16 protein-coding genes are annotated in these 16151 nt (G+C 69.9%); 7 read left to right on the forward strand and 9 right to left on the reverse strand.

Annotated elements, in window-relative coordinates; genetic code table 11:
• Positions 1-565 precede the first annotated feature (565 nt).
• Both BM145_RS10970 and BM145_RS10975 read right to left on the reverse strand, forming a co-directional pair.
• Positions 566-1246 (reverse strand): HAD family hydrolase, encoded by a 681-nt coding sequence (locus BM145_RS10970; protein ID WP_093333698.1) that lies wholly within the window; start codon positions 1244-1246, stop codon positions 566-568.
• On the reverse strand, positions 1243-1902 hold the full coding sequence (locus BM145_RS10975; protein ID WP_093333699.1) for a YggS family pyridoxal phosphate-dependent enzyme: 660 nt from the start codon (positions 1900-1902) through the stop codon (positions 1243-1245). The genes BM145_RS10970 and BM145_RS10975 overlap by 4 nt, the downstream gene beginning before the upstream one ends.
• Positions 1903-1923: 21 nt before the next feature.
• Here BM145_RS10975 and BM145_RS10980 point away from each other — a divergent pair, with 21 nt between their 5' ends.
• Entirely contained in the window at positions 1924-2421 is a 498-nt protein-coding gene (locus BM145_RS10980; RefSeq protein ID WP_342741810.1) for a thiamine phosphate synthase, read from the forward strand.
• Between the two features lie 513 nt (positions 2422-2934).
• On the opposite strand, the gene BM145_RS10985 is transcribed toward BM145_RS10980, so the two are convergent.
• Entirely contained in the window at positions 2935-3633 is a 699-nt protein-coding gene (locus tag BM145_RS10985) for a hypothetical protein (protein ID WP_093333700.1), read from the reverse strand.
• Between the two features lie 213 nt (positions 3634-3846).
• On the opposite strand from BM145_RS10985, the gene BM145_RS10990 reads away from it, so the two are divergent.
• The 5 genes from BM145_RS10990 to BM145_RS11010 are packed head-to-tail and all read left to right on the forward strand — an operon-like array spanning position 3847 to position 8794.
• On the forward strand, positions 3847-4287 hold the full coding sequence (locus tag BM145_RS10990; RefSeq protein ID WP_093333701.1) for a DUF3576 domain-containing protein: 441 nt from the start codon (positions 3847-3849) through the stop codon (positions 4285-4287).
• A gap of 7 nt (positions 4288-4294) precedes the next feature.
• The gene (leuS, locus tag BM145_RS10995; RefSeq protein ID WP_093333796.1) at positions 4295-6793 is read left to right on the forward strand and encodes a leucine--tRNA ligase; all 2499 of its coding nucleotides are present in this window, start codon (positions 4295-4297) and stop codon (positions 6791-6793) included.
• Complete coding sequence (lptE, locus tag BM145_RS11000; RefSeq protein ID WP_093333702.1) at positions 6790-7308, forward strand: LPS assembly lipoprotein LptE; 519 nt, start codon at positions 6790-6792, stop codon at positions 7306-7308. The genes leuS and lptE overlap by 4 nt, the downstream gene beginning before the upstream one ends.
• Positions 7305-8324: a DNA polymerase III subunit delta gene (gene holA / locus BM145_RS11005; RefSeq protein WP_093333703.1), complete on the forward strand. Its 1020-nt coding sequence runs from the start codon at positions 7305-7307 to the stop codon at positions 8322-8324. The genes lptE and holA overlap by 4 nt, the downstream gene beginning before the upstream one ends.
• A 56-nt stretch (positions 8325-8380) precedes the next feature.
• On the forward strand, positions 8381-8794 hold the full coding sequence (locus tag BM145_RS11010; protein WP_093333704.1) for a cupin domain-containing protein: 414 nt from the start codon (positions 8381-8383) through the stop codon (positions 8792-8794).
• Between the two features lie 768 nt (positions 8795-9562).
• Here BM145_RS11010 and BM145_RS11015 read toward each other — a convergent pair.
• The 6 genes from BM145_RS11015 to BM145_RS11040 form a co-directional block, all read right to left on the reverse strand.
• Positions 9563-10687 carry an OmpA family protein gene (locus BM145_RS11015; RefSeq protein WP_093333797.1) on the reverse strand — a complete coding sequence of 375 codons (1125 nt, stop codon included), beginning with the start codon at positions 10685-10687 and terminating at the stop codon, positions 9563-9565.
• Positions 10688-10796: 109 nt separating this feature from the next.
• Positions 10797-11297, reverse strand: a complete 501-nt coding sequence (locus BM145_RS11020) for a DUF2793 domain-containing protein (RefSeq protein ID WP_093333705.1) — start codon at positions 11295-11297, stop codon at positions 10797-10799.
• On the reverse strand, positions 11294-11965 hold the full coding sequence (locus BM145_RS11025) for a hypothetical protein (protein WP_093333706.1): 672 nt from the start codon (positions 11963-11965) through the stop codon (positions 11294-11296). The genes BM145_RS11020 and BM145_RS11025 overlap by 4 nt, the downstream gene beginning before the upstream one ends.
• Positions 11962-12477, reverse strand: a complete 516-nt coding sequence (locus tag BM145_RS11030) for a hypothetical protein (protein ID WP_093333707.1) — start codon at positions 12475-12477, stop codon at positions 11962-11964. Before BM145_RS11030 ends, BM145_RS11025 begins: the two co-directional genes overlap by 4 nt.
• Before the next feature lie 482 nt (positions 12478-12959).
• Positions 12960-13307: a hypothetical protein gene (locus tag BM145_RS16400; RefSeq protein ID WP_245739268.1), complete on the reverse strand. Its 348-nt coding sequence runs from the start codon at positions 13305-13307 to the stop codon at positions 12960-12962.
• Positions 13308-13515: 208 nt separating this feature from the next.
• The gene (locus BM145_RS11040; RefSeq protein WP_245739269.1) at positions 13516-14241 is read right to left on the reverse strand and encodes an energy transducer TonB; all 726 of its coding nucleotides are present in this window, start codon (positions 14239-14241) and stop codon (positions 13516-13518) included.
• Between the two features lie 46 nt (positions 14242-14287).
• Here BM145_RS11040 and BM145_RS11045 point away from each other — a divergent pair, with 46 nt between their 5' ends.
• Complete coding sequence (locus tag BM145_RS11045) at positions 14288-16132, forward strand: ABC-F family ATP-binding cassette domain-containing protein (RefSeq protein ID WP_093333708.1); 1845 nt, start codon at positions 14288-14290, stop codon at positions 16130-16132.
• The last annotated feature ends 19 nt before the right edge of the window (positions 16133-16151 follow it).

The following is a 16151-nucleotide window of genomic DNA, read 5'->3' on the forward strand; positions in this document are numbered from 1 at the left end:
ACAGCGCCTTTGACAGCATCCGATGCTAACGTGGCTTGCGATGTTTCGTACGGCGACGCTACTGACTCGCATGGCATCGCTGTGGCAAGATTTCGTAGATACGATTGACACTCAGATCAGCTTCAGGGATGATCTATTCTATTCTGATCTACGGGCGTTGATGGCGTGGCCCTTAATCCCCTTCTTTGTCGTTATTACCTTATCCGATCCTCCCCAACCATGACGAACGTTGCGCTGATCGCAATGCTTATGTTTGAAATATGGTGGGTAATTTTCCTATTTCGCCGGCGCGCTGCCAAAAAAAAGAATTGGGTCGAACCCACTCGGTTCTCGGATGAAAATAACGGATATTAAGCGGCATCTCGGGATGAATGCCTAGCCGAAGCTATTTATCGCCTTCAATCATTTGCTAATTTGCCGACATAACGACTACATTCCCAATTGTATGTCGAATCGACATCCACCCAAAGTACCGTACGTGCTGAGGAGAGGCTGAGCTAAGCCGAAGCCTCATCTCGAAGCACACACCCTTCGAGACGCCGTTTCGGCTTCGCTCAACGGCTCCTCAGGGCGAACGGAGGTGAAGCCTCAGCAACCGCGCCACCTCGGCGAAGTCCGCTGCCACCGCATCCACGCCGAGCGCCAGCAGCCGCTCCGCATGATCCGACGCGCAGTGGGTGCCGGCGCACAGGCCGATAACGGTCGCGCCGGTCTTCACCGCGCCGGTGACGCCGACGAACGAATCCTCGATGATCGCGCAATCCTCCATTCCAACGCCGAGCGCGGCGGTGGCGTGGAGGTAGAGGTCGGGCGCGGGCTTGCCGTTCGCGACGTGCTCGCGACCCGAGTAGAGATGGTCGCCGAACGCGTCGCGCAGACCCAGATGATCGAGGTGGGCGGCGATCCAGGCGGTGGAGCTGGACGAGACGATGGCGCGCGGCAGGTCCGCCGGGAGCGCGCGGACGAAGGCGACGGCGCCCGTCACCTCGCCGACGCCCTTGGCCAGGACGCGCGCATCCTCGATTCGCCGCGCCTCGGCGAAACCGGCGGGGAGCGGGCCGCCGATCCAGCGCTCGATCGCGTCGGTGAAGGCGGGGCCCGACAGGCCCATGAAATTCGCCATCGAGTCCGCCGCGCTGGTCGGGTGGCCGTTGGCGGAGAGCCAGTCGGCGATGTGGCGATTGCCGGCCGCCTCGCTCTCGATCAGCACACCGTCGAAGTCGAAGAGCAGCGCCTCCGGCGTCACGCGCGCGCCCCGAACAGCGCGGTGCCGATGCGGACATGGGTGGCGCCCAGCGTCACCGCGGTTTCCAGATCGTCGGACATGCCGATGCTGAGCCCCGCCAGCCCGTGATCGCGCGCCAGTTTGGCGAGCAGCGCGTGGTAAGGCGCAGCCTCGACCCCGGCGGGCGGCACCGCCATCAGGCCGGCGACCGGCAGGTCGGCAGCGCGCGCCTCGGCGAGCAGCGCGGGCAGGTCGGTGACGGCGCAGCCGCCCTTCTGCGCCTCGTCGCCGATGTTGACCTGGACGAAGCAGCTCGGCCGGCGGTCGGCCGCGTCCATCGCGCGGGCGAGCGCGGCGACCAGCGAAGAACGGTCGACGGCGTGGATCGCGTCGAACAGCGCCACCGCGTCGGCGGCCTTGTTCGACTGGAGCTGGCCGACCAGGTGGAGCGACAGGCCGGGATGCTCGTCGCGCAGGCCCGGCCACTTGCCTTGCGCCTCCTGCACGCGGTTCTCGCCGAATACGCGTTGGCCGGCGGCGATCAGGGGGGCGATCTCGTCCGCCGCGCGGGTCTTGCTGACCGCGACCAATTCGACCGCCGATGGTTCGCGGCCGGCGATCCTCGCCGCCGCGGCGATGCGCGCGTGGATCGCGGCCAGCCTGTCCCGTTCGTTCATGGCCGCGCTATAGGTGCGCGCGTGGCCGATCGATACCCCGAACGCTGGCTGATGACCGACGAGCGGATGGGCACGGGCCTGTGGCGCGCGCTGCGGCGGTTGCCGCCGGGCAGCGGCGTGGTGTTCCGCCATCACGCGACGCCCGCGGCCGAGCGGCGGGCGCTGTTCGTGCGCGTGCGGCGGATCGCGCGGGCGCGGCGGCTGGTGCTGGTCGCGGCCGATCCGCCGCTTCCTCACGCGCGGCACGGGCGGGTGGCGGGGGCGACGACCTGGCCGGCGCATGATCGGCGGGAGGCGCTGGCGGGGGTGCGGGCGGGGGCGGCGGTGCTGTTCGTGTCGCCGGTGTTCGCGACGCGGTCGCATCCGGGCGCGGCGGGGCTGGGCGCGGCGCGCGCGGCGCGGATCGGGCGCGGGCTGGGGGTGCCGGTGGTGGCGCTGGGGGGGATGAGCGAGCGGCGATGGCGCCGGGTGCGGGCGCTGGGGTTCGCAGGGTGGGCGGCGATCGATGCTTGGGTTTGAGGGGGCGTTGTCGGTCTGGCTCGAAGCAGAAGGACATCGCGTTGACCCGTTCGTGCTGAGCGACATCGAAGCACGGGCCATAAGCCGCCCGCGCGCGGCTGCCCTTCGACGTGGCTCAGGGCGAACGGGTTTGGGTCAGTACCTCGTCACCCCGGCCTAGTGCCGGGGTCCAGGGCCAAGCGGCGTTGACGCTCGTGGCTCTGGATGCCGGGACGAGCCCGGCATGACGGACGTTGGTTGGGAGGAGATGGAGAGGCCCCTCGTCACCCCGGACTTGATCCGGGGTCCATCGTGCCGCAGGAGCCGCTGCCCGCGCGTGTGCGGAACCATGGACCCCGAATCAAGTCCGGGGTGACGAAGGAAGTGTCGCTTGTGCTCGCGAGAGCGGGTGCGGGGCAGTCGTCCGGAACGCCAAATCCCGCCACGGCGAAGCCGCGTCGTCGGTCGTCGTTGTACGACGCCGGCCGGGCTTGGGCGAGTCGGGCGCCGGGGCGGCGCGCGGCGCCCTTCGCCTTAGAACCGGAACGCCGTTCCTACGTACACGCCCCGGCTGTCGCGGCGCTCGTCGAGGCGGGCGAGGCGTTCGCGGTCGGTCTGGTAGCGGACGCCGGCGGTGACATCGAGGTTGCGGGTCAGCGAGTAGGAGCCGCCCAGATCGACCGAGTAGCTCGGCAGGTCGGCGATCGCGCGCGGCGTGCCATCGATCGGACGGTCGGCCTGCGCCTTGACCCGGCCGCTCCAGCGCGGCGCGGTGTAGCTGAGCGCCACGTCCGCCGCCTCGCGCCCGCCCGGCTGCGCGCCCAGGTCGACGCGCGCGACGTCGCCCGACAGCGCCAGCCGCCGCCAGCCGACCGACGCGCCCAGGCTGTACGCGATCGGCGCCATCCCGATCGTCGCGCCCGTGTCGGCAACGGCAACACGGCCCGGATCGGCGGCCGTGCTGGTGCGCGTGCGGACCGACATGGTCACCGCGCGCGAATCGGCGCGCGTCTCGGCCGGGGTGAAGCGGAAGCTGCCCGCCATGCCGGCACGGCCGAACAGCGCGGCGAGGCGCGGGTCGCCGGCGGCGGGCGTGAAGCCGCCCAGCGCGCGGGCAATCTGCCGCTTGGGCGCGGGCGCCTTGTCCACCGCGCCGGATGCGGACGCGGCAAGCGCGGTCGCGGCGATCATCGCCACCCCCGCCGCTGCTGCCACCCCCCGTACCCTGCGCATTGTCCGACCTTTCCAAGCCTGTCCGGAACCGCGGCTAGCACGGTTCGATCCGGCCGCACCACGGCCCGCGGCGATTTCGCGCAGGTGTTGCCCGTACGGCACAGCAGAGAATGGCGGAGATGGGGACGGCGCGCCAACTTGCTAGCCGTGCGGCACGCTTGTAGAGCCCGAGGGACGCCTTTGCCCGGCCCCCATACCTCAGGGAAAACGCCCATGATCCGCCGTTCCGCCGCCACGCTCGCGGTTTCCGCCGCCCTGGCGCTCTCGCTTTCCGCGTGCGCCGGCAAGAGCGACCGGCCGAAGGGCGACCTCGCCGCCAGCAAGGTGACGACGATCGGCGTCAATTCCTACCTGTGGCGCGCGACGCTGGACACGCTGTCGTTCATGCCGCTGGTCCAGACCGACTCGAACGGCGGCGTCATCGTCACCGACTGGTACGTCAATCCGCAGACCCCGACCGAGCGGATGAAGGTGACGGTGTCGATCCTCGACCAGGACCTGCGCGCCGACGCGGTGCGCGTGGCGGCGCTGCGCGAGACCAACCGCGGCGGCCAGTGGGTTTCCGCCCCTGTGCAGGCGGCGACGACGCAGCGGCTGGAGGACCTGATCCTGACCCGAGCGCGCGACTTGCGCCGGTCGTCGGTTGCCGGCTGATCTGCCCGTGACCACCACGCGCTTCAACGCGCTCAAGGCCGACGCGCACTGGCAGACGGTGTGGGACGAGCGGCAGACCTTCGCCGCCGATACGACCTCGGACCGCCCCCGCGCCTACGTGCTGGAGATGTTCCCCTACCCGTCGGGGCGCATCCACATGGGGCACGTGCGCAACTACACCATGGGCGACGTGCTGGCGCGCTATCGCCGGATGACGGGGCACGCGGTGCTCCACCCGATGGGCTGGGACGCGTTCGGGATGCCCGCCGAGAACGCGGCGATGGAGAAGGGCGTGCATCCGGGCAACTGGACGCGCGCCAACATCCAGACGATGAAGGCGCAGCTCAAGCGGCTCGGCTTCGCGCTCGACTGGAGCCGCGAGCTGGCGACGTGCGAGCCCGATTATTACGGGCACGAGCAGGCGCTGTTCCTGGACCTGTTCGCGGCCGGGCTGGTCTATCGCAAGGAATCGTCGGTCAACTGGGACCCGGTCGACATGACCGTGCTCGCCAACGAGCAGGTGATCGACGGGCGCGGCTGGCGGTCGGGCGCGGTGGTCGAGAAGCGCAAGCTTTCCCAGTGGTTCCTCAAGATCACCGACTTCGCGGACGAGCTGATCGAGGGGCTGGGCGGGCTCGATCACTGGCCCGACAAGGTCAAGCTGATGCAGGAGAACTGGATCGGGCGCAGCCGCGGGCTACGCTTCCGGTTCGAGATCGCCACGGGGGGCGAGGTCGAGGTCTTCACCACCCGCCCCGACACGATCTTCGGCGCGAGCTTCGTCGCGGTCGCGGCCGACCACCCGATCGCCCGCGCGGTCGCAGAGCGTTCGCCGGAAGCCGCCGCCTTCGTGGAGCGGTGCAAGCAGGGCGGCACCACCGCCGCCGAGCTGGAGACGCAGGAGAAGCAGGGCTTCGACACCGGGTTGCGCGCGCGCCACCCGCTCGATCCGTCGTGGGAGCTGCCGGTCTACATCGCCAATTTCGTGCTGATGGAATATGGCACCGGCGCGGTGTTCGGCGTGCCCGCACACGACCAGCGCGACCTGGACTTCGCGCGCAAATACGACCTGCCGGTCAAGCGCGTCGTCTCCGACGGGGCGGAAGACGGGCCCGTCTTCGTCGGCGACACCGCATTCACCGGGGCCGGCACCATCGTGAACTCGCACTTCCTCGACGGGATGGACATCGAGGAGGCGAAGCGCGCGGTGGTCGATCGCGCGGAGGCTGGCGGCTGGGGCACCGGATCGACCGTCTACCGCCTGCGCGACTGGGGGGTGAGCCGCCAGCGTTACTGGGGCACGCCGATCCCGATCGTCCACTGCCCCTCGTGCGGGCCAGTCGCGGTGCCCAAGGATCAGCTGCCGATCGTCCTGCCGGAGGACGTGAGCTTCGCCGTGCCCGGCAATCCGCTCGACCGGCACCCGACGTGGAAGCACGTGGCGTGCCCGGCGTGCGACGAACCGGCGGTGCGCGAGACCGACACGCTCGACACCTTCGTCGATTCCTCCTGGTATTTCATCCGCTTCGCCAGCCAGCCCGACGACAAGCCGTTCGACCGCGCGGAGGCGGAGCGCTGGCTGCCGGTCGGCCAGTATATCGGCGGCGTCGAGCACGCGATCCTGCACCTGCTCTACGCGCGCTTCTGGACGCGCGCCTTGAAGCATATCGGCAAGCTCGACGTGGCGGAGCCGTTCGCCGGCCTGTTCACGCAAGGCATGGTGACGCACGAGACGTACAAGTCGGCGGACGGCCGCTGGCTGTCGCCCGACGACGTGGCGAACGGCGTCGAAACCGCGACCGGCGACGCCGTTACGGTCGGCCGCATCGAGAAGATGTCGAAGTCGAAGAAGAACGTGATCGATCCCGAGCCGATCGTCGACCAGTACGGCGCCGATGCGGTGCGCTGGTTCATGCTCTCCGACTCGCCGCCCGAGCGCGACTTGGAATGGTCGGAGAACGGCATCGAGGGCGCGTGGCGCTTCGTCCAGCGATTGTGGAGGCTGGTCGGCCAGGCCGACGCGGCGGATGGCGATGACTTGGCCTTGCGGAAGCTCGCCCACCGCACCACCGCCGGCGTCGCCGACGCGATCGAGGGGTTGCAGTTCAACAAGGCGGTGGCGCTGCTCTACACGCTCGCCGCGGCGGTGGAGAAGGCGACGCCCTCGCGCGATCGCACCGATGCGGCGGCGACGCTGCTCCGCCTCGCCGCGCCGATGGTGCCGCATCTGGCCGAGGAGGCGTGGGCCGCCGCGGGGAACGACGGCCTGATCGCCGATGCCGCCTGGCCGATGATCGACCCGGCGATGCTGGTCGACGACGAGGTGACCGTCGCCGTCCAGGTCAACGGCAAGCTGCGCGACACGCTGCTCCTGCCCAAGGGCATCGCGCGCGAGGAAGCGGAAGCGGCGGCACTCGCCAGCGAGAAGGTCGTGCGCGCGCTCGACGGCAAGGCGCCGCGCAAGGTCATCGTCGTGCCCGACCGCCTGGTGAACCTGGTGGCATGAGGCGCCTGATCGCCCTCGCCCTGCTGACGCTGCTCGCGGCGTGCGGTTTGCGCCCGCTCTATGGCGGCGCGGGTACGGTGACGGCCGCGCTGGCCCAGATCGAGATCCCTCCCATCGAGGGCAAGGCGGGCTGGCTGATGGCGGGCGCGCTGCGCGACCGGCTGGGCAGCAACGGGAACGGGGGCGGCACCGCCATCTATCGCCTCGACGTGCGCCTCAACGACCGCATCGCCGGCCTGGGCGTGCGCCGCGACGACTCGGTCACGCGCGAGCGGCGGACGCTGCGCGCGCGCTACCAGCTGGTGAACCTGGCCGACGGGGCGGTGCTGCTCGACGCGACTGCCGGCTCGGACGCGGGCATCGACGTGGTCCAGTCCGAATACGCCACGATCGCGGCGGAGAACACCGCGCTGGAACGGCTGAGCGGCATCGTCGCCGACCAGATCGTCGCTCGGCTGGCGCTCTACGCGCGGCGCACGTCCACGCCCGGTGCGGCCAACGCGCCGGCGCCGTGAAGGCCAACGCCAACCAGATCCGCCAGGCGCTCCAGCATCCGCGCCCGGGCATCCGTTTCCACCTGCTGCATGGGCCTGACGAGGCGGGTGCGGGCGCGCTCGCCCAGTTGCTGGGCCAGGCGGTGGGCGCGGGGGCGGAGCGCGTCGACCTCGACGGCGCGACGTTGCGCGGCGATCCCGCGCGCCTCGCCGACGAGGCCGCGTCGATGTCGCTGTTCGGCGACCAACGCTGGATCAGGATCACCGCGATCGGCGATGAGAGCCTCGCCGCCGTCACCGCGCTGCTGGAGGCGGAGAGCGCGGGCAATCCGGTGGTCGCGATCGGGCCGGGCCTGAAGACCACGTCCAAGCTAACCAAGCTCGCGCTGGATTCATCCGCCGCGCTCGCCTTCGCCTGCTACCCGCCAACCGCCGCCGATGCCGAGCGGCTGGCCGCGACGCTGGCGGGCGAGGAAGGACTGCGCCTCGCCGCCGGCACCGCCGCCCGGTTGGTGGCGGCGACCGGCGGCGATCGCGCGGTGCTGGCGCAGGAGATCGCCAAGCTGGCGCTGTTCCTCGACGCCGCGCCCGATCGCCCGCGCGAACTCGACCACGCCGCGCTGGACGCGATCGGCGCCGACCTGGACGAGGCGGAGACGGGCGCCGCGGTGGAGGCGGTGATCGAGGGCCGCGCCGACGCGCTCGCCGCCGAACTCGCGCGCCTGGCGGAGGCGAATGTGTCGCCAATCCCCTGGCTGCGCCAGCTCGCCCGCCGCCTGGCGACGCTGGCCGAGATGCGCGCCGACCTCAACCGCGGCGACGCGATCGACGCGGTGATGAAGCGCCACCGCGTCTTCTTCCGCGAGGAAGCCTCCACCGCCCGGAGCTTGCGCCGCTGGACGCCGGCGATGCTTGCCGAGGCGCTCGCGCGCGTCCGCGCCGCGGAACGTGCCGTCATGGCACCGGGCAACCCCGGGGCGATCGTCGCCGAGGAGCCCGTGCTCGCGCTCGCCCGCGCGGTCGGCCGCCGCGGCTGACGGAACGCGGGCACCCGCCCGCGCGTCCTGTTCTCCGGCATCAGGAGAAACATGACATGGCGATCTTCAACAAGGACATGGTCGATCTCGCGACCACCAACGACTTCTGGCAAAAGGAGGTCTATCGCGACGCCAAGGTGCAGATCGTGCTGATGAGCATCCCCGCCGGCGAGGAGATCGGCATGGAAACGCATCGCGCTGATCAGACCACCTTCATCGTCGACGGCGAGGCTCAGGTGACGATCGACGGCGCCAACACGCGTGCCACCGCCAACCACCTGGTCGTGGTGCCCAAGGGCGCGCAGCACAACGTCGTCAACAAGGGCACCGGTGCGCTGAAGCTGTTCTCCGTCTACGCGCCGCCCGCCGAGCCGGAAGGCGCCGCCTTCCGCACCAAGGCGGAGGCGGAGGAGGCCGAGAAGGGCCTGCTCGCCAAGGCCGCCGACAAGGTGAAGGAAGCGATCGGCTGATCGGAACTGATGGGAGGCGCTACCCACAGGCGCCTCCCCCCATTGCACGACCGCTTGTCGGGGCCCGGTGCGCGCGATCCCACGCCTCCTGACCGAGCAGGAGATGCGTTAATTCGGCGAGTTGATCGGGCGGGTGGCTGCCAGCGGCCTGGTTGCGCGTCCCATTTTTGCGCTGACCGACAGCCCGTATCCGCTGCGCCCTCGCGACCCGCGCCACCATCTACGAGATCATCGATAGGTGAAGTGGTTGAACGGCATTAGCCAGCAACTCGACTATCGAAAGCGGGATAACGTCAGGTCGTTCCACTTCCGTTCGTCCTGAGGAGAGGCTAGCCTCAAATTCGATCAGTTGTATTCACGTCCGTTCGCCCTTAGCGAAGTCGGAGGGCACGCCTCCACAAGATGCTTCGACGGCGCTCAGCACGAACGGATGACGAAAGCTGATCGAAGCCGACTCTAGCGTCGATGTCGATCAGGCGTGGTCACCCTCACCCTCCGCCGCTGCGCTGCTCCGTCCAGTATCAGGTCGGCCATCCCCCCGGCATGACCTGGACAGCATGGGATGCTGTTCACCTTGCAACCCCGAACGGGAGAGGGAAGACGCCGAAGGCTCCGGGTGACTAGACGTGATCGAGTTGGATTCCAGCGACCGGCATCATGCGCTGATGCACCGGCCAATGCATCCACCAACCGAACAGTACTCCCCAACGAAAAAGGGAGGCCGGCTTGCGCCGACCTCCCCAATCCGTTTCACCGTGACGGTGGAGCTTACTGGCCCGAACCCGGACCGTAGGTGATCTCCACGCGACGGTTCTGCACTTCGCGGACGCCGTCGGCCGTCTGCACGCGCAGGTTGGTCTCGCCGAATGCCGAGGTCGTGATGACGCCATCGGGGATCGAACGCGAGGACATGTAGCCCTTCACCGCGTCGGCGCGACGCTGCGACAAACCCTGGTTGTACTGGCTCGAACCCGACGTGTCGGTGTAGCCCGCCAGCATGACCTGCGCATTGCCGCAGCTCTGGTACTGGGTAACGGCGTTGTCGAGGATCGACGCGGCCTCCGGGGTGATGTCCGACTTGTCCCACTCGAAGAACACGATGAACGGTCCGGGCGAGCAGACCACCGGCTCCGGTGCCGGGGGCGGCGGGGGAGGAGGCGGCGGGGGCGGCGGCGGGGGCGGCGGGGGCGGCGGAGGCGTCGGCGTACCGAAGTTGTACGCTACGCCACCCAGGATCGAGTGCGAGCGATAGCGGCCCTCGAAGTTGCGACCCGACACGTCGACGAAGTTCGCATCGTCGGCGTTGAAGAAGCGATACTTCAGCGTCGCGTCCAGGTGGTCGGTCAGCGGCGCGCGAACGCCGGCGAGGCCCTGATAAGCGAACACCGTGTCCGAATCGTCGAGGAACGCGCCACGCTGATTGAGCGCGTAGTTGTCGGCCTTGATGCGGGCGACGCCCACACCGCCGCCGACGAAGCCCTGGATGCCGTCGTCGTCACCGAAGTCGAGCAGGCCGTTCAGCATGAAGCTGAGCGCCGACGTGCGGCCACCGGCATAGTCGAAGTTGCCAGCCGCGACGTTCGCGCGAGCGCCCGTCGCCGTGAAGGCTGGCGTCGTGGTCGTGCTGCGATAGCCGTCGAGAACGGCCTCACGGTAACCAACCTCGGTCTCGAGGCGGAAGCCACCGAAATCGTAGCCGATCACGGCATCGACGTCGTAGCCGTAATCATGGTCGGCAGTTGCCGCGTTGTTGAGCGTTGCGATATCATAATCGATATCTTCCACGATCATCGCGCCACCTTCGACGCCCACGTACCACGAGTTATCGCGGGCGAGGGCGGGTGCGGCGATGGCGGTGGAGGCGAGTGCCAGTACGATGGCAAGCTTCCGCATCATAGTCCCCTTTCCTTGTTGTCACTACGGACGACGCAAACCTCCTAGAATGGGCTTGGTTTCCACGCAAGATGACAAACTTCGCAACTGTTGCTCCACGGCCACAGAACTAGAAAGCGATCAATCCATGCCCGCGCAGTGCCGCGAGCAACGCCGCCAGCGTCGCACGCGCCTCCGCGTCGACGGTGCCGCCGCCCGCGGGTGCCGCGATCGCCCCGGCGCGCGGCCCCACCACGCGCTCGCCGGCGATATCCAGCTCGGTGCCGCGCACCACGCCCGCCTGCCACCTACCTGCCGAGAAACGCTGGCAAACGTGCCGCCCCTCGTCCCACGCGACCAGTCCCTCGCGCGGCGCCACGAAGCGCCAGCCAGCTGCCGTCCATCCCGCGATCGCCTGGGGCCGCCCCGTCCAGGCGCCGGTCGGGACCGTGCCGACGATCCAGCATTGCCCGGGCTCCGGCATCTGCGGCGGCACGTCGGTTCCCGCGGCGATCACCGACGCCTGCACGCCGAGATCGAGCAGCGCCAGCGCCTCGTTATGATGAAGTTCCTTCTGCGACTGCCCCGGCTCAAGCAGATCGAGCGCGAGTCGCGCGGTCCTGATGGTCATCTCCTGTCTCCTCCCTCGATCGTCGTCGCCCATGATTCCGCCCAGGTTCCGCGCTGGCGCACCTCGACGCACACGGCCTCCGCCCACGCCGCGCCGGCCACCGCCAGCCACGGCACCTCGCTCTCGATCTCGCGCACGCCGCCGTCCGCGGCGATCAGGGTGATCCGGTAGCGTTCCGCCTCCTCGCCCAGCGGCACCTCGACCCCGTTGATCGAGCGCCACCCGGCCCGGCTCCGCCGTGCCCAGCGCAGCAGAACGCCGTCGGCCGTCCTCTCCGCGCGCACCTGCGCCGGCGGCGGCGGACGCACCGCCAGGCCGTGGACGGTCGCGCGCGCCTCGACCGCGCGCGGATCATCCACACCCGACGCCATCACCCGCACCTCGCGCCCGATCGCGGCGAGCGGCAGGTCGATCACCCGAACGCTCGATCCATCGAGCATCGCGAAGCCGTCATCCGGCCGGTCGTCGCCCCGCTCGCTGCCGACCGCCGGCATCTGCCCCGCATGCGCCCAGACCGGCCATGCCGCATCCAGCGTCCGCCGCTCACCCACGCTCAATCGCCTCAGCGTCGTCAGCTGATACACCGGGTCGAGCAGCGCCAGCCACTCGACCTGCCGGCGCAGGTCGACCCGCGCTCCGGCCGCGACCGCCCCCTTCACCCGCCTCACGAGGGCAGCTCGGGCGTGTCGACGCCGGCCTGTTCCAGCCGTCGCCGGAGCGCGGCCAGCTTGCGCAGCAGCGACCGCTCGACGTCCTCGATCGGCACCTGCTTGCAGCCGGACGCCCTGCCGTAATTCGACGGCACCTTGTTGCACGCCTCGTGCAGCTTCATCAGCTGCAGCCCGAGCGTCGGATCGAACCGGTCGGTGATCCCGGCCCGGTCGGGATCGCCCGGCTCCTGCTCCGCGGTGCCCAGCGCGCTCTCCAGCAGCTTGCCCTTCAGCATCGTGAAGCTGTCGTCCAGCGACTGGTCCCACGCCGCCGCGAAGCCCAGGTCGCGGCGGCGCAGCTTGTAGAAGGAGGCGGGCGACGCCCCCGCCTCCTCCGCCGCCCGCCGAACATTGGCCGTCGCCGCCATCACGTCCAGGAAACGTTGCCGCTTGGCGGCCGTCAACGCATTCGGCCCCTGCCGCCGCACGTACGCCGCCCGGTTCGGCCCCGCCTTCACCTCGTCACCCATCTCGCCCTCCCCCGAAAGCCTCGTCCCGCCCCACGTCTGCGCCCCGAACGACGACGGGCCGGCGACGATCGAGGCTCACCGCCCCGACCGTCCCGGCCCATCGACAATTCTTCAGCGTTCCTGTTATGTACCGAAACAGCGCGACGCTGTCAAGCACAATGTACCCATATGGCTAAAACGCCATTTCTTCCACCCCGGCGAAGGCGAGACCTCTGCGAAACTCCTCGAAGGGCAATTCTTCTTCCGTCACCCCGGACTTGATCCGGGGTCCATGGTGCCGCGAAATCAACAGCTTATTGGCTTGCGGCACGGTGGATGCCGGAACAAGTCCGGCATGACGAAGTAGTTTCGCAGAGGTCTCGCGAAGGCCGGGGCCCAGTCGGGAAAGCCCGGGTAATCACATGCAACGTCCGACACCGCCGTCCCTATCCCGCTCCCGGCTTCCGCCGTGAGCAGGAAAGCACGTAACGGCGCCGGGCCCGCTACTCCCCGTCGTCGTCCCGCACCGTCTGCCCGGCCGCTTCCTCGCCCGCGCGCTGCAACCGCAATCCGGTCTCGCGCGCCGCGTCGGCGGTGAAGGTGATCGCGACCCCGCCCGGCCCGTCGACCAGCACCCGACCGTCGACCGCACTGACCTCGCTGGGTGCCTCCTCTGGCCGTGGCATGCTCATCGCCCTCTCCTCTTCGAACGTCACCCGGTCGAGCGCGTCGAGCAACCCGCCGAAATCCCCGCCTCGCGGAACGGGGTACAGCCGTCGAAATCCTTGCCCCAGCAGGGCCACGTCGGCGGCGGTCAGCAGACCCACGGCGACGATGCGATCGCTCGCCATATGCATGCTCCTTCCTCACCCCAACGCGCAAAAAGGCCGGAGGTGCCGAGCAACCTCATCAGCGGATGTCGACATGATCGGATCGCCCGTCGAGGTAGAAGTCCGCCGCCCACACCGCTTGAATCGTCCGTCCTTCCCTCTCCCACCGGGAGAGGGAAAAGACGCCGAAGGCGGCGAAGGGTGAGGCCGGAAGCGATCTTCCCGCCCTTTACTCCTCCCCCCATGAGTGATCGATCAGGATCGTCGAGCGCACCGGCCGCCCGTCCTCGTCCAGCCAGGGCGTGTAGCGATACCGCTCCTCCGACAGGCGGGCGATCAGCGCGTCAAGCCCCGGCAACCCGCTCCCCCGCGCCGCGACGCAGCCCGTCACGCGCCCCGTCACCTCCAGCGTGCAGCGCAGCGACACCGCCCGCCCGATCACTGCGTCGCCGAACTGGTCGCCGCCGTCGCGGTAGCGCAGCCCCCCGCGCAGCCAGCGCGGCTTCGTCTCGTACCCCTCGCCCCCGTCGCCGTCCCCGTCCCCGCCGGAGCCGCGCCCGTCGCCGATCCCGCCCGCCCCCGGTCCGGGCCCCGGCCGCGCCGCCGCGCCTTGCGTCGCCGCCGCGCCCGTTCCCGCCACCGGCGCCGCGACGATCGGCGGCGGCGTCACGATCGGCACCAGCGGCACCGGCGCGACCACCTCCGTCGCTCGGGCGCGCAATCCCGCCGGCGCCGCCCGCCCCTCCGGCCGGTGGCTCCGCGTCCGCTTCGGCACCACGCGTGCCGGCGGCTCGGGCGGCGGCGCCACCTCGAACGTCGTCAGCGCCTCGCCCACCGGCACGCCCCGCCCCATCGCCAGCCCCGCGATCAGCGCCCAGCCGATCGCCCCCGCGACCACCGCGGTGATCGCGCCCGCCCGCAGGCGCTCGGGCGTGGAGGGGCGGCCGGCGTACATGCCCGCCAAGCTGGCGATTGCAGGGCCGATCGGCTAGGGGGCCGCCATGCTCAACCTCAACGGCATCACCGTCCGGCTCGGCGGCCGAACGATCCTCGACCGCGCCTCCGCGTCGCTGCCGCCGGGCAGCCGCGTCGGCCTGATCGGCCGCAACGGCGCCGGCAAGTCGACGCTCGTCCGCGTGGTGGCGAACCTGCTCGAACCCGACGACGGCACGGCGGAGATGCCGCGCGGCAGCCGCCTCGGCTACATCGCGCAGGAGGCACCGCACGGCGACACCACCCCCTTCGACACCGTGCTCGCCGCCGACACCGAGCGCGCCGCCCTCCTGCTGGAGGCGGATGACCATAGCGACATGGACCGGCTGGGCGACGTGCACGAGCGCCTGCTCGCCATCGACGCTTGGACCGCCCCCGCCCGTGCCGCGCGCATCCTGGTCGGCCTCGGCTTCGACGAGGAGATGCAGCAGCGCCCGCTCGACAGCTTCTCCGGCGGCTGGAAGATGCGCGTGGCCCTCGCCGCGCTTCTCTTCTCCCAACCCGACGTGCTGTTGCTGGACGAGCCCTCCAACCACCTCGACCTCGAAGCCGTGTTGTGGCTCGAGGATTTCCTGCGGGGCTACAAAGCGACGATCCTCATCGTCAGCCACGAACGCGATTTCCTGAACAACGTCGTGGATCACATCCTTCACCTGCAAGGCGGCAAGCTCACCCTCTATCCCGGCGGCTACGACGCCTTCGAGCGCCAGCGCGCCGAGCGCCTCGCCCAGGTCGAGGCCGCCCGCGCCTCGCAGGCCGCCCAGCGCGAGAAGTTGCAGGCGTACATCGCCAAGAACTCCGCCCGCGCCTCCACCGCCAAACAGGCGCAGAGCCGCGCCAAGATGCTCGCCAAGATGCAGCCCATCGCGGAGAGCTACAACGACCCCACCTTGTCTTTCGACTTCCCCGATCCCGCCGAACTCCGCCCCCCGCTCATCACCCTCGACATGGCGAGCGTGGGCTACGACGACGTGCCCATCCTCAAGCGGCTCAACCTCCGTCTCGACCCCGACGACCGCATCGCGCTGCTCGGCCGCAACGGCAATGGCAAGACCACGCTCGCCCGCCTGCTCGCGGCGCAGCTCGCCCCGATCGACGGCACCATGTCCTCGTCCACCAAGATGAAGGTCGGCTATTTCACCCAGTATCAGGTCGAGGAGCTGGAAGCGGACGACACGCCCCTCGCCCACATGACGCGCATCATGCCCGGCGCCACGCCGGCGGCGGTGCGCGCGCAGCTCGGCCGCTTCGGCTTCTCCGGCGACCGCGCCACCGGCCAGGTCGGCAAGATGTCCGGCGGCGAGAAGGCACGCCTCGCCCTCGCCCTAATCACCCGCGACGCCCCCCACCTCCTGATCCTCGATGAGCCGACCAACCACCTCGACGTCGACGCGCGAGAGGCGCTGATCCAGGCGCTCAATTCCTATACCGGCGCGGTGCTGCTCGTCAGCCACGACCGCCACATGCTGGAGATGACCGCCGACCGCCTCGTCCTGGTCGACGCCGGCCAGGCGCGCGAGTTCGACGGCTCGATCGACGACTATATGGCCTTCATCCTGAAAGGCTCGCCGGACACGGCCAAGTCGCCCAAGGGCAAGAAGGTCACCGCCGAGGGGCGCGACCGCGACCTCGCGCTCCGTCGCACCATCCGCGAGCTGGAGGCGGACACCGCCCGCCTCTCCGCCGATCGCGACGCGATCGACCGCGCCATGGCCGACCCCGCCACCGCCGAGCCGCGCTTCAGCCGCTTGTCGATGACCGAGCTCAACAAGCGCCGCGCCGAGATCCAGACCAAGATCAACGCCGCCGAATCCCGCTGGCTCGACGCGCAGGAGCAGCTGGAGGCGGCCTAGGTGTTTGATCCCGGCATTT

Origin of the sequence: Sphingomonas rubra, assembly GCF_900115745.1 — a bacterium.
GTDB lineage: Bacteria > Pseudomonadota > Alphaproteobacteria > Sphingomonadales > Sphingomonadaceae > Sphingomonas > Sphingomonas rubra.